The organism is Alcanivorax sp. (genome assembly GCF_002733835.1).
Classification (GTDB): Bacteria; Pseudomonadota; Gammaproteobacteria; order Pseudomonadales; family Alcanivoracaceae; genus Alcanivorax.
This window is the reverse complement of the sequence record NZ_NVWY01000056.1, coordinates 1-19,407: the sequence shown is the minus strand read 5'-3', so window position 1 is coordinate 19,407 and position 19,407 is coordinate 1. Positions and strand designations below refer to the sequence as shown.

Here is a 19,407-nt window from a genome sequence, read left to right as displayed (position 1 = left end):
TTGCCTCACGGCCGGAACGTGTTGCTGGATGAGCCAGTCAAGCTACCCGGTGTAACCCATCCCGCCTTTGTGGCCACCCTGGTACTCGGCTACCTGACCCGCCCCTTGGACGGCCCCACTAGTCAGGCCGCCTGACAGCCCCAGCCCCCCGGGCACCGCCTCTAAGCACCTCACCTCCGGAAAAGCCTGACGCCTCAGGCTTTTCCGTTTTGTATCCCCATGAAAAGAAACTGTCACCAATACTGACAATAACGCTACAGCATCGCCCCCTCCTTAATGTGCACACTCGTACCAACTAATAAAGGTACCTGCTCCAGCAGCAGCACAAACAACAACAACGGCGCCTGTCATGGGCACCATAAAGGGGTTAGCAATGTTTTCACTCAGCCAGGCTCCCGCCTTTGTCTCTTACCGGCTTCCACTGGCATTACTGCTCAGCGCCAGCCTGCTTGGCGCCTGTGGCGGCGGAGGCAGCAGCAACGCCCCGGCCGTTGCCGGTGACGCCCCCACCACCCCGGAAACGCCCAGGGAGCCGGAAACCCCGGACCCGACACCAGAGCCAGAGCCGCAGCCCGAGCCCCTCAACCGCTACCAGTTCGCCAATGGCTGCTACACCCTGCAAAGCCAACAACAGTTTCTGGTCAGCAATGACGGCAACTATGGGCTGAGCAACAATGCCAGCAACGCTACCCCCTTCTACATGAAGCCCACCGACCTGGGCCGCTACCTGCTGCTTTCCGATTATCAACGTGATCCCGGCAGTGCCGGCAGCAAACAGTTGCTCGGCATCAGCGATCCAGCCGGAGAGTTTCTTGACCAGAGCGGCAACTTTGTCGGAGAGCTGAGCTATCTGGTATCCGGACTGGGCGATACCCTCAATCTGGTGCTGGACCCGGTTGCCCCCCTCGGTGGCCTGCTGCGTGAACTGGGCGAAAGCCTGGGGGGTATCGGTACCGGGCTGGGTGACACCAATATCCAGCCCAGCCTGGCCATGGTCGATGACGCCAACGATCTGGCGGTCTGGAACCTGAACCGCAGCGACGGCGACACCTTCACCCTGGCCTCCAACGTGACCGGCCTGCTGCTCACTGCCGGCGACGACGGCCTGACTCTCACCTCCCCGCAACTGGAAGCGGACAATAACCGTTTCACCCTGGCACCCAGCGACGGATGTAGCACTTACCCGGAAGCCGAACTCAACGCCGCCGTCGCGGATGACGGCCCGGCCAATTACCTGACCCAGGTTCCCCGTTTCCAGAATGTGAACGGCCTGGACGACGATGACATCTTCGGTTTCGTGGATGCCCACAGCCATATTTCTGCCTACGAATTTATCGGCGGGCGGGTGAACTACGGCGACCCCTTCCACAAGTTCGGGGTCGACCATGCCCTGCACGACTGTGCCGTCAACCATGGCCCCCAGGGGCTCACCGGGCTAATCGAACAAGTCACCAGCAACCCCGGCCCCCATGAAACCCGGGGCTGGCCGGACTACCCCTTCTGGCCCCGCAGCAACTCCCTGCAACACCATCAGAGCTACTACAAATGGATTGAACGGGCACACCTGGCGGGCATGAAAATTCTCGTCAACCACCTGGTGCATAACGAGATTCTCTGCCAGCTCAATCCACAGAAACAGAATGACTGCGACACCATGGCCGCCATCGAAATGCAGGCCACCCAGATGCATCGCATGCAGGATTACATCGACGCCCAGAATGGTGGGCCCGGCAAGGGCTGGTTCCGCATCGTCACCGATCCCGCCCAGGCCCGGCAGGTGATCGGCGACGGAAAAATGGCGGTCATTCTCGGCGTAGAAGCGTCCAAGGCACTCAACTGTGGCGAGTTTCTCAATGCCCCGGAATGTACCCGCGAAGAAATCGTAGAACGACTGGATCGTCTCTACGCCATGGATGTGCGCAGCCTGTTCCCGGTGCACAAATTCGATAACGCCTTCGGCGGCCACTTGCCCGATCTGTCAGAAGGCGTGGGTATCGGTGCCGTCCTGTATGGTGGCAACCTGTTGGAAACCGGGCATTTGGTGGAATTTGAAGACTGCCCGGACCATGACCATGAAGGGGACGCGATTGCGCTGGACAACCCGCTTCAACCCCTGGGCATTTTTGACCAGCTGCTATTTCAGATCGACTACGTCGGCGACCGCTTCCCGGCCACCCCGGAAGAGTTCGCCGCCTACGATCCGCGCCGCGGCACCGACCATCTGTGCAACACCCGCGGCCTCACCGACCTGGGTTTTTTCCTGATCGAAGAACTGACTCGCCGCGGCATGATGATCGAGATTGATCACATCAGCCGCAAGGCCGCCACCCAAATCCTCGACCTCACCGGCGAACGCGATTACCCGATTATCAACAGCCATGGCAACTGGACCGGCACCGAAGCCCTGCGCGACCAGATCGCCAGCCAGGGGGGCGTGACGGCGTCCTTCGGTAGCGTGCGCGGCAACTGGGTAGACCAGCTGACCCGCGACGGCAACCGCCCCCGCGACCCGGCCTTCAAGGTTGGCCCCTTCGGTGGCGCCCCGTTTGCGTCTGACGTCAACGGCATTGCCAATCTGGCCGGCAACCCCGGCACACCCGATCAGGAAGCCGAGCTTTATCCCTTCACCTCGGTGGATGGCCGCGTGCAATTCGACAAACAAACCACCGGTGACCACGCCTTCAGCCTTTACGAAGGCCGGGGCGTGGCGCACTACGGACTCTATGCGGACCAGATAGCCGACATGATGCTCAACAGCGATCGCCCGCAAGAAGAAATCGACGACGCGGTGAACCAGCTGTTCACCTCGGCAGAAGCCTACATACGCATGTGGGAACGACTGGAGCAGGCCGCTCAATAGCGGCCATCAATCCGGCACATGAAACAGCGCGCTTTTCGGGAAGCAGAAACAAAAAATGACAACGGGGAACTGACCATGAACATCAACCGATTCTGGCCTGCCATCGCACTGGCAGCCACTCTGGTACTCACCGCGTGCGGAGGCGACGGCAGCAATACACCGGCAGCCAACAACCCCGCCACACCCAACAATCCTGACAACGGCGGCGATGATGGCGGGGGGGATGATGACGGCGGCGACGATGGTGGCACAGGCACCGATCCGGATGATGGCGGAGAAACGCCCCCCGATACCGTTGGCCGAACGTTCCTCATCAGCCCCGGTGAAGACGCCACCGAAGACATGGTCAATGCCATGGTCCAGCTACGTCCAAAAGACACCCTGCAATTCGAGTGCGGCTACTTCGAACTGGACCAGGGTATCTTGATCCAGGCCACCGAAGATGTGTTGATCAAAGGTTGCGGCAAAGACGAAACCATTCTGTCGTTCAAGGACAGTGTCAACGTGACCGGCCTGGAAGCCCTGAACATTCGCGGCATTACCGTGGAAGACCTGACCATCCTGGATTCCCCGGGGGATGCCTTCAAACTCAAAAGTGTCAAATGGGGCACACTGCGCAACGTGCGGGCCATCTGGTCCGGCGGTGGCGAACCGATCACCGCAGATAACTACGCGGAACGCGTGCACGTTTCCTGTACCAACCCGCCGTTCAATGAAGGCGATCCCACCCCGGATTATGTGCCTAGCTCCGCCAGCGGCCGCTACGGGATCTACCCGGTAGAATCAGAAAACATTCTGGTGGAAGGCAGTGAATCCATTGGCGCCAGCGATGCCGGCATTTATGTGGGCCAGACCAACACCGCCATCATCCGCGACAGCCGTGCGGCCTATAACGTGATGGGTTTTGAAATCGAAAACGTTCAGGGCGGCGAGTACGACAACAACATCGCCGAATGTAATACCGGCGCCTTCCTGATCTACGACCTGGAAAACATCACCCGCTACGGTGATACCTCGGTAATGATCAACAACGTGGCTCGCAACAACAACACCTACAACTTTGCCCACAGCGGCCTGGTATCGGTAGTACCCCGCGGCACCGGTTTTATTACCCTCGGCTACGACAACATCGAAGTGCTCAACAACACCTTTGAAGATCACAGCACCGCGGCCGTTATCTACGCCAGCTATGAACTGATTGATGGCAAAAACAATACCGCCGATAAAAAACTCGACCCTTATACCGAAGGGCTGCACATCCACAATAACGTGATGAAAAATTCCGGTTATGACCTGCCACCACCGGACCTGGAAAAACTGGCAAACGGCGAAGTAGAAAGCGTGCTACCCACCCTGATCGGGCTGAAAAACCTGCCCACCCTCAACGACCCGACTCAACTGCTGGGCAGCCTGACAAACATACTCAATCTGGGCAAAGGGGCACACATTGTCTGGGACGGCCTGCGCGATGATCTGGACGAAGACTGCCCCTACCCGGTGGACAGCAACGGCGATCCGGTTCCCATGTGGGACAGCGGCAAGCCTATCCATACCAACGAGCACCCCAACCCCAGCTGCCACTACAACGCCTACAAATTTGACGAGAACAAAGCGCGGATTCAGCCGGAGTGGGGTTCCTGTATCCACGATAACGATCTGGACAGCGACAGCGCACCCTATCTGAACTTCCATGGTACCGATGGCCTGGAACTGGTACTGGCCATTGCGGAACAGGATTTTTCCATTCTGTCTCCCACAGGCCTGCTAGATGTGCTGGAAGGGCTGCTCAACCTGCCTTCGGACACCAATCTGTCTGATCATGATTGCCAGGCCCGTTTTGGCAAAACGTTGCCATCATTGCCGCGGGTAGAAATTCCGCCCTTCGAGCCCAGCGGTGAATTTGACCCTGCACCGTCGGATGAAGTTGTAGAGTTCTACTGTAGCGCTGAAGTTGCCGACGGCGAGATCAACCGCGAAGCACTGAACTACAACTGCCCGACGCTGGATCAGTACAACCTGTTTGCCGATGCGCAAGATCCACGCAGCATGCCCAATGAAAGTGGCCAGCCCTTTGTGCTGAACACCAAGCTGTTCTCTGACTACTCAACCAAGTACCGGGTCGTGTTTGTCCCCCCCGGCGAGCAGGCGGTGTACAGCGATGGCCAGGACGGCAACAACGTTAACGGCAGCATCGTGTTCCCGGAAGGCACCGTGATTGCCAAAACCTTTGCTTTCACCGATGAAAGCCAGGGCACCGAAGTCCCGGTAGAAACCCGCTTGCTGATCAAACGCAGAAACAGCCAGGACAGCGCCGTCTGGGTAGGCCTGCCCTACATCTGGGAAGAAGAAGACGGCAAGAGGGTTGCGCGTCTGGCCATGAACGGGGGCACCGCGTCGGTTGCCTGGCATTACCGTGATGCGGATTCCAACACCCTGCTCACCGGCAGCACCGATGGTTACACCATTCCTAACGGTAACCAGTGCGTGACCTGTCACGCCAATGATGACCAACCGGCTGGCAGTGCCCCCATTGGGCCCAAGCCGCGTAACCTGAACCGTGCCTACAAAGCAGAATCTGCCTTTATGGGCACCAGCGGTCAGGCCGGCTTCCCGGCGGTAAACCAGATCAAGCAGTGGAAAGATCTGGGGATTCTGACCGGCGTGCCGGAGTTGACCATCAGCAATGGGGTGGCCACCAACATTGAGCACTTGCCGCGCTGGAATGTGCCCGGTGACAGCGGTGAAACCGCCAACTCAGCGGCGGATATCGAAAGCCGTGTGCGTGCCTATCTGGAAGTGAACTGTCAGCACTGCCACAACGACAAGGGCGCCGCGTCCAACACCGGTTATTACCTGGATCACTTCCGCGATGTGAACGCCAGCTACGGGGTGTGCAAGAAGCCCACGGCCACCGGCGGCGGCTCCTGTGGTCGCCAGCATGTACTGGTTCCCGGCAGCGCAGGCAGCTCCATCGTCTCCTGTCGCGTCGCTGCAGAAGATGATCCGCAGAAAATGATGCCACCGATTGCCCGCAGCGTTGCCCATGGCGAAGCCACCGCGCTGATGGATCAGTGGATCAATAATGTGGTGGATAGCAGCTATACGAACGCTAGCGCCTGTAACTGATAGCCCCCTCCCTCCTCTCCGGCACCATCGGAGGGGAGTGCAACACCCCCTCCCTGCAAAGGGAGGGTTCTTAGGGCCTGTTAACAGACCCTAGCCGCTCTGCGGCCGCTATACGCGTCAGGCATCAGGCATCAGGCGTTTGGCGTCCAGCGCTCTTCTTTTTATCTCGAATGGCTTTCAACGGTGCAGACAATTTGTCCGGATGACGCGGATGAATGGCCGCATAGCATTGAAAAATTTCGGCCAGATCCTTCTCTACATCGCCACACGGCTCAATCACGCGAGCAAAGGTAATTTCCTTTTTCCGGTAGTCCGCAGTGGCCACCACAATCGGCACACCCGCCTGCTGGGCGATCCGGTAGAAGCCGGTCTTCCATTGTGTCGCCCCGCCCCGGGTGCCTTCCGGCGCCACCACCATCACCAGCTTGTCGCGGCTATTAAACTGCTCCACGGTCTGCTCAACCACACCACCCGCCTTGTGCCGGGCAATGGGCAACGCCCCCATCCAGCGCAGAATGGCCCCAAACGGCCCCTTGAAGGCGCTGTCCTTGATCATCACGTGAGCATCCAGCCCCAGCTGCATCATGGCCGCCAGGGTATAAATGCCATCCCAGTTGGACGTATGCGGCCCGCCGATAATTACCGCCTTGGGCACCGCCGGCATGGGGTTGGTCACCCGCCAGCCTGCCAGGCGCAAAAAGCCACGGGCAAGCCACCGGGAGAAGGCATTTCCGCGACGGGGATAATCAGAGTCCAGGGCTGATGGCATGGGATTGTCCATTGCAAAGAGAGCGGCGATCATACGCACGCGGCCCAATGATCACATTGGCACTAACGCCCAACGCACTCACAAGGCGATAACCGGCCCATGGACACCCTGCACTACCTGACAGGCTACCCCGCCCAGATCCAGCAACAGGCCCAAATCCTGCTGGACCAGGGGCAGCTGGGGGATTATCTGCAACAGCGCTATCCCGACAAGCATGAGATTCAAGGTGACAAGGCCCTGTTTCAATACGCCAACACCCTCAAGCAACAATAGCTGCGCAAGGCGCCACCACTGGGCAAAGCCCATTACGATGCCAAGCTGAAAACGCTGAGTCAGGCGCGTGGGAGCCTCTGACTCACCCCTTGTATACTCAGGCTTTCAGGCTGGTTCGCAATCTAGGCGCACTTTTAAAGGCATGCTGGTTGCCTGTCGAGAAAGGGCAACAACGAGTGCGGACCAGCCTGAAAGCCCCGTAGGGCGAGACCTGAAGCGCACATCTGCTGCGCTTCGCCACTAGTAAAGGGAACCACCCTGCCCGTCGTGCCGAAACACAACAGCTGCACACTTCAGGTCACGCTGAGCATGCAAGGGGTGAGTCAGAGGCTCCCTGGCATGCATACCCGGCACACCCGCATTCACGGCAGCAAATTACGCAGCCATAACAGCCTGCGTATCGCCAGCCAGTTCAAGGCAGCGCCGGAAGCCTTTCTGCGCATGATCGTGGTCCACGAACTGGCTCACTTCAAAGAAACCGACCACAACAAGGCGTTTTATCAGCTCTGTTCGCACATGGCGCCGGACTACCATCAACTGGAACTGGATACCCGGCTCTGGCTTCTCTGGCAGGACACACGCAACCGCTGACACAGGCACCGCCGGCAAGAACCAGATTGCCCCCTGACGCCCCACTCCAACAGCACGAAAACGTCAAAAACCTCTTTATTCAACAAGCATTTACATTATCAATCGCGAATATCAGAAAAGACCATGGCCGGCAGTTTCATGTCTCCGCCATAAGGGCGTAGTATGAAATGACTTAACGTCATAACGCAGGGTCATCAGTGCCTAGGTTTGTGGCAATGTTGTACTGATCCTGCGCCAGTGTTCCGCATTGGCGGCCGTTCTATTTCCGCCCGCGCGGGACTCCAATCAGAGCCCAGGAGGTGTGTAGTGACACGGATTGGCCAGGACACCCTGAACAGCAAAAAAACGCTGCAAGCCAACGGCAAGACCTATCATTATTTCGATATCAATGCGGTCGCCGACAAAGGCTGGGGTGATCTCAGCAAGCTCCCCTTTTCCCTCAAAGTCCTTCTCGAAAACCTGCTCCGCTTTGAAGACGGTGACAGCGTCACCGGCGCCGACATCGAAGCCGTGATGCGCTGGCTGGAACACAAGCGCTCGGACAAGGAAATCAATTACCGCCCGGCCCGGGTACTGATGCAGGATTTCACCGGCGTCCCCGGTGTGGTGGATCTGGCGGCCATGCGCGATGCCATCAAGAAGGCCGGCGGCGATCCGGGCCGCATTAATCCGCTGACACCGGTGGATCTGGTCATCGACCACTCGGTGATGGTGGACAAGTTCGGCAACCCGCAAGCCTTCGAAGAGAACGTGGAAATCGAGTACCAGCGCAACCGGGAGCGTTATCAGTTCCTGCGCTGGGGCCAGAAAGCCTTCGACAACTTCCGCGTGGTGCCGCCGGGCACCGGCATCTGCCACCAGGTGAACCTGGAATACCTGGCCAAGGGTGTGTGGTCGTCCGAATCCGAGGACGGCAACACCTATGCCTACCCGGACACCCTGGTGGGCACCGATTCCCACACCACCATGATCAACGGCCTGGGCGTACTGGGCTGGGGCGTGGGCGGGATCGAAGCGGAAGCCGCCATGCTTGGCCAGCCCATCGCCATGCTGATTCCCGAAGTGATCGGCTTCAAGATCACCGGCAAGCTGCGTGAAGGCATCACCGCCACTGACCTGGTGCTGACCGTCACCGAAATGCTGCGCCGCCGGGGCGTGGTGGGCAAGTTCGTGGAATTTTTCGGTGACGGCCTGGCTGACCTGACCTTGGCCGACCGCGCCACCATCGCCAACATGGCGCCGGAGTATGGCGCCACCTGCGGCTTCTTCCCCATCGATGAACGCACCACCGAGTACATGAAACTGTCCGGCCGCGACGACGACACCATTGCGCTGGTGGAAGCGTACTGCAAGGCGCAGGGCCTGTGGCGCTCCAGCAGCGACCCGGACCCGGAATTCACCGACGTGCTGGAGCTGGACCTGAACGATGTGGTGCCCAGCCTGGCTGGCCCCAAACGCCCGCAGGACCGGGTGCCGCTCACCGCGGTGAAACGCACCTTTATCGACGTGGTCACCGACACGCTGAAACTCAATGACGAGGAAATCAGCAAGCTGGAAGGCGAAGGTGGTCAGACCGCCGTGGGCAACCACGAACCCAGCGGTGGCGATGTGCCGGTGGTCATCGACGGCAAGAAACATCACATGAGCCACGGCGACGTGGTGATTGCCGCCATTACCTCCTGCACCAACACTTCCAACCCCAGCGTTATGCTGGCCGCCGGCCTGGTGGCCAAAAAAGCCGCCGAAAAAGGCATGAATCGCAAGCCTTGGGTGAAGACCTCGCTGGCCCCCGGCTCCAAGGTGGTCACCGATTACCTTGATGTGACCGGCCTGCAAAAACCGCTAAACGATATCGGCTTCGATTTGGTGGGCTATGGCTGCACCACCTGCATCGGCAACTCCGGGCCGCTGCCACCGGAAATCGACAAGGCCATTTCCGACGGCGACCTGGTGGTGGCCTCGGTGCTGTCCGGTAACCGTAATTTCGAAGGCCGGGTACACCAGAGCGTGCGCACCAACTGGCTGGCCTCACCGCCGCTGGTGGTGGCCTATGCCCTGGCCGGCACCGTGAAGATCGACCTGGATTCCGACCCCATCGGCAAGGACAAGGACGGCAACGCGGTCTACCTGAAAGACATCTGGCCCAGCTCCGATGAAATTCAGGCCGAGCTGGTGAAAATCAACGACGACATGTTCCGCAGCCAATACGCCAGCGTGTTCGAAGGGGATGAAATCTGGCAGAGCCTGCCCATTCCGGATTCACAAACCTACGACTGGGACAGCAGCTCCACCTACATCCAGAACCCGCCCTTCTTCGACGGCCTCACCGCCGAGATGGACGATGTACAACCGGTGAAAAACGCGCGCATCCTGGCAATGTTAGGTGACTCCATCACCACCGACCACATTTCCCCGGCCGGGGCCATCAAGGCGGATTCCCCCGCCGGCCATTACCTGCAGGGGCACGATGTGGAGCCCATCGACTTCAACTCCTACGGCTCACGCCGGGGGAACCACGAAGTGATGATGCGCGGCACCTTCGCCAACATCCGTATCCGTAACGAAATGACCCCGGACATCGAAGGCGGCTTCACCAGGCACCTGCCTGAAGGCGAGGAAATTTCCATCTACGGCGCGGCCATGCGTTATCAGAAAGACGGCATTCCCACCGTAGTTGTCGCCGGCAAGGAATACGGCACCGGCTCCAGCCGCGACTGGGCCGCCAAGGGCACCAACCTGCTGGGCGCCAAGGCAGTGATCGCCGAGAGCTACGAACGGATTCACCGTTCCAACCTGATCGGCATGGGCGTGCTGCCGCTGCAATTCCCGGAAGGCACCGACCGCAAGACGCTGAACCTGGACGGTAGTGAAGAGGTGGACATCCCGGATCTGGACAACAATCTGAAACCGGGCGACACCGTCACCGTGGTGTTCCGCCGCGATGGCAAGGAACAAAAAGTCGATGCCATTTCCCGCCTGGATACTGCAGCGGAAGTGGAGTACTACAAAAACGGCGGCATCCTCCATTATGTGCTGCGGCAGATGATGCAGTAGACGAGAGACGCTGCACGCTTCATGCAACACGCAGCCCGCTAACAGGCAATAACGCGGGCAAACCGTGTTGCCTGCCCTAACCCAAGAGGCCGCGCCCGGAAACGGACGCGGCCTTCTGTATTTTTGTCACCCATCGTAGGTCGCATTAGCCTAAGGCGTAATCCGACATCTGGCGTGCCCCTCCCCCCCAGTTGTCGACATACGCAACGTAACAGACCTCAATAGAGCGGGAACTTTCCCAACTTCCTCTATCTATTTTTCGTAGCTCGTAGCTCGTAGCACCCCTCGCCCGGTTTTTGCTATGCTGGTTATCTTCCACACCGGGTTTCGGGGAACTCCGTGCGTATCGTTTTCACTCTTAGTCTCTGCGTACTGGGCAGCCTGGCCAACCCTGCCATGGCCCAATCGCAAACCAGTGACGCGGATCTGCTCAGCGCAGAACAACGCGATGCCCGCCTGCGTGAACAACAGGAGCTGGAAGCGCGAGCCAGCGAGCTGGAAGCTCAACAGCAAACCACCCGCGAACTGCTGGAACAACAAGAGCAGTATCTGGACGCCCTGCGCGCCCAGATCAAGGCGATGAAAGCCTCGGAGAAAGCATCCGCCCCCACCAGCCCGGCAGGCACGCAGCCATGATTGGGCAATGGCTACAACGCTTGTTCCGTCGCACCCACCGGCCCACTGCGCCCGCCGCAGCGGCCACACCGGAACCGTCCACTCCAGCCGACGCCGCCCAGGATCCCCCCGACACGGTTGACGATCCTCTCGCTCTGTTTCTGCCTTTCCAGATTCGTCCACTGGAAAGCACGGACCTGGGTGAGCTGCTGGGCGTATTCCGCGAGGCCATCCAGATCAGCACCGCCGACCAATACGACCAGCAACAACGGGATGCCTGGAGCCGCGCACAAAGCCACGAAAGCCTGATTTCCGCCCTCAGTGAAGGGGAAGCCGTGGTCGCCGAATGGGACGACGCGCTGGTGGGTTTTGCCCATCGCGTCAATGGTTATATCAACATGGTCTTCGTACACCCGGATGCCAGCCGCGTGGGCATTGCCACCCTGCTCTACCAACACCTGGAAGACGGCGCGCGGGTGGAAGGCATCACCGAACTCAACGCCCACGCCAGCCTCACGGCCCACGACTTTTTCCATTTCATGGGGTTTACCAGTGAAGGTCAGGAAGAAGCCGAACGCGATGGCGTGCGCCTGCCCCGGCACCACATGCGCAAGTCACTGGTCTGAATCAAGAACCACAACACGCCTCACCCAGAGCGCAACACGGGCAACCGCTGCGCGCCGGGAGCCCGACCACTGACGCTTTCATTCAAAATCTGAAAGCCCGGGCTCCATGCGTTCTGGGTAACACGAATTACCGGAGCGTGCCCGGAACCTCCCTGCTTCGCCCATTGATCAATTAATCTGATCAAACCGGTCGAGCCATTCCCGTGGGTTGGTCGGCAGACTCCCCCTACACTTGTTCCATCGCTGAAGAGAAAATCGCTTCAGCCACCCAATCACATTGCGCTCACTCTGTGGTTATACCCCCGGGCTCAAAAAGCCCGTTGATTCCCCCCTTAAGGCCGTCCCCCCGACGGCCATTTTTTTTTGCCGCTCTGCGGCCGCCACACGCTTCACGCTGCATGCAACACGACACGCCACCAGAGCGTATATGCGATTCAGGACTTGTACAGCAATTTCCCGACACTGTTGAACGCCTTTTCCGACAGGCTCATGCGAATCATGGTGCGGAACCATGTTTCGGGCAGCAGCCAACGTGCCAGCAACAACATGCGTGCATCCGCGCCCACGCTATAACGCAGACGTTTACCGGGATCGTTAGCCGCCTTGTAGATCACCTTCGCGGCATCTTCCGGGGTAGAGCCACCCGGCCCGGTCTTGTCCATAACCCCGAACTGAGCCTTGGAATACTCATCGTAGGTCTTTACGCCCGTGCGGTTATCCCGGTCCGCCGAGCGACCGAAGAACGCCGTATTCACCGCCCCCGGCTCAATGATTTTCACCCCGATACCCAACGGACACAGCTCATACACCAGCCCCTCGGTGAACCCTTCCACCGCCCATTTACTGGCGTTGTAAACACTGTAAAGCGGCAACGGTACGCGCCCAACCATGCTGGCCACATTCACCAGCGCGCCGCTTTTTCGTTCGCGAAAATGCGGCAACACGGCCCGGCACGTTTCCATCAGGCCGAACACATTGGTATCGAACTGACGAATGATCTGGGCTTCGTCCAGGGTTTCAAACGCGCCCATCAGGCCATACCCCGCATTGTTCACCAGCACATCGATAGCGCCAAAATGCGCAATGGCCTTTTCAACCGCCGCATGAATGCTGGCCCGATCATTAACATCCAGTGGCAGGCACAACACCCGAGGCAAGGCAGCCAGTGCTTCGGCCTGTTCCGGCTTGCGCAGGGTTGCGACCACATTCCAGCCCTTGTCCTGAAACAACCGTGCCGTGGCATAGCCAATGCCGGAGGACGCACCGGTGATAAAAACGGTTTTCGTGTTCACTTCAGTCATTCTGTTTTCCTTTATTGCTGATCGGTTGAGCCGCCGTTCTCAGGCATGGCCAGGGTGATTGACGCCCGGCCGGATAAGATCCTGTTTCGCGTCGCCGAACATTTGCCCCAGCACCTTGCGTTGGGCGTTACGTCCTCTTTGTTGCTGCCATTGGCGCAGCCCCGGAACATAGTGCTGGCCACTGAACGAGAGCAACCGCGGCAACAGCGTGGCCAGCGGGTACCAGGCCGATACCGATTCCGGCAACCCCAGCTGGGCCATCTTGTCGCGGCTCAGAAAGTAACGGCTGACACTCAGATGTTTCTGGTAGGCAAGCTTGCGCTGCAGGGATTCAAATCGGCGGAAATGACGCTCCAGCGGTTCTTGAGCCAGGGCCTTGCCCAGCTCCTGGCTGGTCCAGTCCGGCTGGCTCTGGGTCATCAAGGTGTGGTGCAGCAACACAATGCCGTCCTGCTCGCGATCCACCAGCCACTTTTCGTCCACGCCCATCAGCCAGCAGGCGTATTTCCACAGGTGCATCACCGCACGGGATTCCCGCGGCGTCACCGGCACCCCCATCTTGCGCAGGCCGCCCAGCATCACCACGCAGAACCCCAGATAAGTGGCCACCATATCCACCTGACTCAGGGGTAAGCCCCACTGCGCCACATCCCACTCCTCACGGCTGGCCAGGTTGCGGCGCACCAGCGAATGCACCAGGCGCACGTGCAAGGTGCCCCGGAAACCGGCACTGAAACGTTTCAGCCCCCCTTCCTCGGTACAGTCGACCCACCACTTCCCGGTCTCGGCAATGCGTCGCGACGCGCCCTGATTCAATGCCCCGGTCAACACCAGCGACTGATTGAAACCGGACAGCAGGTAGCCCCCCATCAATGCCAGATCACGCAACACATAGGGCGCGGTCATCCCGGTGGAATGAATAAAGCGGGCGCCCTCATCAATCAGGTCGAAATCCACCCAGGCCGGGCGCCTTTCCACACTTTTGATAAACAGCCGCAGCGGTTCCGGGCAATCCGGGATGGCAGCCAACCCCTCGGTAATGGCGGTTTCAAACAGCGCCCGCGCCTCACGGGGGCCATGATCCATCATCCAGTCCACCAATGAATCCATGGCCGGATCCCCCACACTGAGCGCCTCCAGCACGGCTCTGAATTCGCCCCGGCTGGGGGCCAGATCGCGGCCCAGCAGCTTACGAAGCAACGCCGGCGTGGGTTGCTGGGTTTTCTCGAACGGGCGCGCCCGGCTGGGAATCGCATCGATATGAGCCTGTGCCGTCATCTCGGCCTCCACGGTGTGCTTGCGTTGGCCGGAAACATAATGCGAATATGTATTCGCATTCAATTCGCATTAGAGGCTCCATGCGCAAACGCCCCCAACAGCAGCGTTCCCGGGAACTGGTGAAAGCACTGATCGACGCCACCGCGAAAGTCATCCAGCAACAGGGCCTGGACAACACCACCACCGCCCGCATCGCCGAAGTGGCCGGGGTCAGCGTGGGCTCGCTGTATCAGTATTTCGGCGACAAGGACGGCCTCATCGAAGCGCTGATGGAAAGCCTGGCAGACGATATCGGCGCAGGCCTGAAGCGCCTGCCGTTGCTGGATAATGTGGATATGAACGCGATGATCAGCAGCGCCATCCAGTTTGGTTTCGCCGTGCTCAACTCCCGCGACGGGCTCTACCTGGAGCTGGTACGTAACTGGCACCGGCTACCCACCGACAGGGTCGTGAATACCTTGCAGCAGCATTTCATGGATCTGGCCAGGCTCTACTTCCTGCGCCACTATCAGGACTACCCGATTCGCAATCTGGAGGTGCGGGTGTTTATCGTCACCAACAGTGTGCTGTTCACCATGGTTCGCCATATCAGCCAGCACAACGGGCTGATTCGCGAGGACGACCTGGCCAACGAGCTGACCCGCATGGTCGCCGGTTACATGACGACACCACCTGACAGCCAGGACGCACCCGCATGAGCCCCGATCTGGCCATGACCTACTGCCGCATGATTGCCCAAACCCTGGGCCTGGATCAGGCTGGCCTGGAAAAGCTGGTGGCCGATACCGGGGTGGACGTGGACACCCTGCAGCACAGCGATGGCTTCATCGACTGGCCCGGCGCCTGCCAGTTAATCAGCAATGCCCGACAGCTCAGCGACCGTCCGGATATCGCCCTGCAAACCGGCCTGCGAGCCCTCCCCGCCATGCATGGCCCCATGGGCATGGCGGCCATGGCCAGCCCCACCCTGCGCGATGCCATGCAGCTGTTTGCCCGCTTCATCAACACCCGCACACAAGTCTTCACCACCGTATTTGAAGAACAGCAGGGCACCATTACATTGCGACAGGAGTTCGCCTACCCACTGGACGACAATGTGCAGTTCCTGGTCGAATCCGTCATGGCCTCCGCCTTTGCCTGCCATGTGGTATTGCGCGGCAAACCGATTGACGGGGGAGAAGTCCATTTCAATTACCCGGCCCCTGACTACGCGGAGTGTTACGCCCAGACCTTCCCCGGCACCCGGCTGGTGTTTGACGCCGCTTGCACGGCCATCAAATTACCGTCCAGCTACGGCGATGAAACCCTGCCAAGCCACGATCAGGACCTGCTGTGGATCGCCATCGAGCAATGCGAAGCCCGCCAGGAAGCGCTGCGTAACCGCGGCACCGTCAGCGACCAGGTGCTGGCCCTGCTGCATCAGCACCACGGCAAGGCCAGCCTGGATACCGTGGCCGACCGGCTGCACATGAGCCCACGCACCCTGATCCGCAAGCTCAAACAGGAAAGCACCCGCTTCCAGCAGCTCCGTGACCAGACCCTCAGCCGCCGGGCCGCCCAGCTGCTCGGCCTGCCACACTACACAGTGGCCGCCGTGGCTGAAGATCTGGGCTACACCGATGTAGCCAGCTTCCGCCGCGCCTTCCAGCGCTGGTTTGGCACCACGCCCGGCAGCTTCCGGCGAGAATAAAACAACGCGACAAGCCTCAAGCTACAAGCTGCCACACGGAACAGGCCCTCGCACCAGCAACACTGTGCTCGCGAATTCAGGCCTGGCGCGGACACGGCCTCCGCCGCCATCCTCTACCGCGCCTTTCAACTTTAGACTTTTAACTTTCAACTCATTCTTTGTCACTTTTTATCCCCCTGATGGCAATTCCGGTTCTTACCCTTCCCCTGCGAACAGTAAACACTGTGTTTTCAGACTAAGCGGGAGACTGCCCATGACAAGTACAACAACCGATAGCGAAAGCCTGAAAGCACTGGCCAGACTAAAGGTCTCGCCCAGAATCGCCTGGCCCACGGTCACCCTGATGATCCTTGCGCACAGTGCCAATATCCTCAGCTGGGTTATGGTGCTCAATGATCTGTGGCCTGCCTGGGTTGGCCTGATCATTAACGGCATTGGTGGCTACATCATGTTCACCCCGGCCCATGAAGCCATCCACCGCTGTGCGGCACAGAAGTCGCAAACCAACGATTTGATCCTGTCCATTGCCACCTTTGTGGCGGTGCCGTTCGGCAAGGGAAAAATGTTCCGCCTGCTGCACATGCGCCACCACCGCTTCGCCAACGACCCGGAAAAAGACCCGGATCACTGGATGGCCAGCAGCCTGTGGACCATGCCGCTGTGGGGATTCTGGCCTTTCCTTTACCTGGTCAACTTCCTGCGCAAACCGGACGTGCTGCCCAACGTGAAACCGGCTGAAGTGTGGCGTGAACTGGCCGTGGCCGGCGTGGCGCTCACCGCCCTGTTTCTCTGGAAGCCCTACGAAGCGCTGATGCTGTGGCTGATCCCTTCCTACATTTCTTTCTACCTGATGTGCCTGGTGTTCATGGTGCTGCCGCACTACCCGCATACCGGCCGCCAGGATGAGAACCCCAACACCACCGCGCTAATGCGCATGGGCAAGGAATGGCTGCTCACGCCGATTCTCATGTACCAGAACTATCATCTGGTCCATCACCTTTACCCCACCGTGCCGTTCTACCGCTACGGCAAGGTGTGGAAAGCCCGTGAGCAATACCACCGGGAACATTCCGGCAGCATGATCATTAAACCATTTCAACTCGGCCCGGATACTGATCGGCGCGCCGCCTGACAGGAGAACAACAATGACAAAAACCGTTTTGATCACCGGCGGTGCCGGCGGTATTGGCCGGGAATTCTGCAAACTGTTCAATGCTGACGGTTACCGCATCGTGGTGTTCAGTCTGCTTCAGGAGGAGCTGGATGCACTGGGCCAACAGCTGAAACAGCAACGGGCAGATGTGGATTACCGCCCGGTACAGATGGATCTGTCGCAACCCGGTGCCGCCGAGGAAATTGTGCAGTGGCTGGAGCAGCAAGGGATTGAGCTGGACGTGCTGATCAACAACGTGGGCTTCGGCATGATGGGTGAACATGTGGAACAGGACAGCCAGACGCTTGAACGCATGCTGACTCTCAACAACATCCTGCTCAGCAAGCTATGCATGCTGGTGGGCGCAAAAATGAAGGCCCGCGGCGAAGGCAAGATCATGAACATCGGCTCTCTCGCCGGGTTCTGCCCCATGCCGTTCTTTGCCGCCTACAGCGCCAGCAAGGCCTTTGTCATCAACCTGAGTGCATCGCTTCAGGAAGAACTCAAACCCTACGGTGTTCAAGTAACCTGCTTTTGTCCCAGCACCACCAAAACGGCGTTTCTGGATACCGCCGAAAGCCAACACAAATCCTCCAGCGGCATCAGGGAGTTTGTCTCGGCACACATTGCCACCCCGGAAGACGTAGCCAACGCCGGCTACGCCGCCTTGAACAAAGGCAAGCGCTACGCCCTGCCCGGCCTGTCTGTCACCCTGCAAAGTATCTGGATCCGCATGATGCCTTTGCGCGCCATGGCCAGTTTCGTTTACAAGAAATCGGTAAAAGAAATGGAAGGCTGATAGACGAAGCCGCTGTAGAAGCGGCGCTTGAGCCGCGAACCTCCCCTTCAGGGGGAGGAATCGCCCAGCGGGCGATCAGGCGCTTCAGTTCAAGTCCCGTCTATCCAGAAAGGTCACGAGACGCAGATATCTCTACAGCCTCGCTACGCGAGGTTCGCGGCTCAAGCGCCGCTCCTACAGCCCCCATCCGCGCCTGTCCACTCCCCGCCGAATCCGTTATGTTGGCGGTATCCAACGCAAAAGGAATGCATCATGGCGGACAGCAACATGGGCACGGACTCCCCACCGCTCAGCAACACATCATTGGCCGTATTGATCGATGCGGACAATACACCCCCAAAAATCGTCGACGGGCTGTTCGAGGAGATCGCCAAATTTGGCACCGCCAGCGTCAAGCGAATCTACGGCGACTGGACCAAACCCAATCTGGGTGGCTGGAAAAGCGTGCTGCTGAAACATTCCGTGCAACCGATCCAGCAATTTGCCTACACCCAGGGCAAGAACGCCACCGATTGCAGCATGATCATCGACGCCATGGATCTGCTCTATACCAAACAGCTCTCGGGCTTCTGTCTGGTGTCCAGTGACAGTGATTTCACCCGCCTGGCGGCGAGGTTAAGGGAAGAAGGCCTGACCGTGTATGGTTTCGGGGAACGCAAGATGCCGGGGCCCTTCGTGGCCGCCTGCGACAAGTTTATCTACACCGAAGTACTGCGCTCCGACCATGCCCCCGAGAGCACCTCAGACAAGCCCGATACCCCCGCCCAGACAGAAGCGCCTGTCAGCAAGGAGCCGCCGCCGCTGCAACTGATCGCCAACGTGATCGATGATATTTCCGATGAGGACGACTGGGCCAACCTGGGTACGGTGGGCCAGCACCTGAGCAAGCGCAAACCCGACTTCGACACTCGCCTGTTCGGCCACAAGAAACTCAGCGACATGATCCGCGCCTACCCCAAGTGGTTCCAGATCCAGAAAGGGCAAGGCAAAAGCATCCAAGTAAAAACCCTACGAAAATAACGTTTTTCCTTCACCAACCAACTGAAACGCAAGAGGCCGCGTCCAGATAATGGACGCGGCCTCCTCGTTTCCAGCAATCAACAACCGCTGACCTGGAGTGCCCCCGATTTAGTAGACACCTAATGATTAAACGGTCGCAGCATAGGCACTGGGGGAAACTCCTCCCAGTGCCATGTGCCGACGCACGGGTGCGCAGATCCGTGACAATGCTTAGTCTAAGGCGCGTTTTGAATTCCGTTGGGAAGATCAGTT

Annotated in this window: 15 protein-coding genes; 12 read left to right on the top strand and 3 right to left on the bottom strand. The window is 59.2% G+C overall.

Going from position 1 to position 19,407, the window contains the following annotated elements; translation table 11 throughout:
- The first annotated feature begins 373 nt into the window (after positions 1-373).
- Complete coding sequence (locus tag COA55_RS16545) at positions 374-2,860, top strand: membrane dipeptidase (RefSeq protein WP_063538821.1); 2,487 nt, start codon at positions 374-376, stop codon at positions 2,858-2,860.
- A gap of 75 nt (positions 2,861-2,935) precedes the next feature.
- Positions 2,936-5,986 (top strand): parallel beta-helix domain-containing protein, encoded by a 3,051-nt coding sequence (locus tag COA55_RS16540; RefSeq protein WP_290503029.1) that lies wholly within the window; start codon positions 2,936-2,938, stop codon positions 5,984-5,986.
- Between the two features lie 124 nt (positions 5,987-6,110).
- Here the strand turns inward: COA55_RS16540 and COA55_RS16535 are convergent, their stop codons facing one another.
- Positions 6,111-6,755 (bottom strand): lysophospholipid acyltransferase family protein, encoded by a 645-nt coding sequence (locus tag COA55_RS16535; RefSeq protein WP_231880648.1) that lies wholly within the window; start codon positions 6,753-6,755, stop codon positions 6,111-6,113.
- Between the two features lie 99 nt (positions 6,756-6,854).
- On the opposite strand from COA55_RS16535, the gene COA55_RS16530 reads away from it, so the two are divergent.
- The 5 genes from COA55_RS16530 to COA55_RS16510 all read left to right on the top strand — a co-directional run bounded on the left by COA55_RS16530 (position 6,855) and on the right by COA55_RS16510 (position 11,914).
- Positions 6,855-7,028 carry a hypothetical protein gene (locus tag COA55_RS16530; RefSeq protein ID WP_290503028.1) on the top strand — a complete coding sequence of 58 codons (174 nt, stop codon included), beginning with the start codon at positions 6,855-6,857 and terminating at the stop codon, positions 7,026-7,028.
- 339 nt (positions 7,029-7,367) lie between these two features.
- The gene (locus COA55_RS16525) at positions 7,368-7,619 is read left to right on the top strand and encodes a YgjP-like metallopeptidase domain-containing protein (protein WP_363970953.1); all 252 of its coding nucleotides are present in this window, start codon (positions 7,368-7,370) and stop codon (positions 7,617-7,619) included.
- A 306-nt stretch (positions 7,620-7,925) separates the two neighbouring features.
- Positions 7,926-10,673, top strand: coding sequence for an aconitate hydratase AcnA (gene acnA, locus COA55_RS16520; protein ID WP_290503027.1), 2,748 nt, complete (start codon positions 7,926-7,928; stop codon positions 10,671-10,673).
- Positions 10,674-11,012: 339 nt separating this feature from the next.
- The gene (locus tag COA55_RS16515) at positions 11,013-11,309 is read left to right on the top strand and encodes a hypothetical protein (protein WP_063520933.1); all 297 of its coding nucleotides are present in this window, start codon (positions 11,013-11,015) and stop codon (positions 11,307-11,309) included.
- Complete coding sequence (locus tag COA55_RS16510) at positions 11,306-11,914, top strand: GNAT family N-acetyltransferase (protein WP_063520932.1); 609 nt, start codon at positions 11,306-11,308, stop codon at positions 11,912-11,914. Before COA55_RS16515 ends, COA55_RS16510 begins: the two co-directional genes overlap by 4 nt.
- 434 nt (positions 11,915-12,348) lie before the next feature.
- Here the strand turns inward: COA55_RS16510 and COA55_RS16505 are convergent, their stop codons facing one another.
- The gene (locus COA55_RS16505) at positions 12,349-13,215 is read right to left on the bottom strand and encodes an SDR family oxidoreductase (protein WP_063520931.1); all 867 of its coding nucleotides are present in this window, start codon (positions 13,213-13,215) and stop codon (positions 12,349-12,351) included.
- A gap of 39 nt (positions 13,216-13,254) precedes the next feature.
- On the bottom strand, positions 13,255-14,493 hold the full coding sequence (locus COA55_RS16500) for an oxygenase MpaB family protein (protein ID WP_290503026.1): 1,239 nt from the start codon (positions 14,491-14,493) through the stop codon (positions 13,255-13,257).
- Between the two features lie 80 nt (positions 14,494-14,573).
- Here COA55_RS16500 and COA55_RS16495 point away from each other — a divergent pair, with 80 nt between their 5' ends.
- The 5 genes from COA55_RS16495 to COA55_RS16475 all read left to right on the top strand — a co-directional run bounded on the left by COA55_RS16495 (position 14,574) and on the right by COA55_RS16475 (position 19,155).
- Positions 14,574-15,191, top strand: a complete 618-nt coding sequence (locus tag COA55_RS16495) for a TetR/AcrR family transcriptional regulator (protein ID WP_063520691.1) — start codon at positions 14,574-14,576, stop codon at positions 15,189-15,191.
- Entirely contained in the window at positions 15,188-16,183 is a 996-nt protein-coding gene (locus COA55_RS16490; protein ID WP_290503025.1) for an AraC family transcriptional regulator, read from the top strand. The genes COA55_RS16495 and COA55_RS16490 overlap by 4 nt, the downstream gene beginning before the upstream one ends.
- 253 nt (positions 16,184-16,436) lie before the next feature.
- The gene (locus COA55_RS16485) at positions 16,437-17,315 is read left to right on the top strand and encodes a fatty acid desaturase (RefSeq protein ID WP_290503024.1); all 879 of its coding nucleotides are present in this window, start codon (positions 16,437-16,439) and stop codon (positions 17,313-17,315) included.
- Positions 17,316-17,328: 13 nt separating this feature from the next.
- Positions 17,329-18,135 (top strand): SDR family NAD(P)-dependent oxidoreductase, encoded by an 807-nt coding sequence (locus COA55_RS16480; RefSeq protein WP_063520688.1) that lies wholly within the window; start codon positions 17,329-17,331, stop codon positions 18,133-18,135.
- A 252-nt stretch (positions 18,136-18,387) separates the two neighbouring features.
- A complete protein-coding gene (locus tag COA55_RS16475) occupies positions 18,388-19,155 on the top strand; it encodes an NYN domain-containing protein (RefSeq protein WP_290503023.1) in 768 nt (255 codons plus the stop codon).
- Positions 19,156-19,407 lie beyond the last annotated feature (252 nt).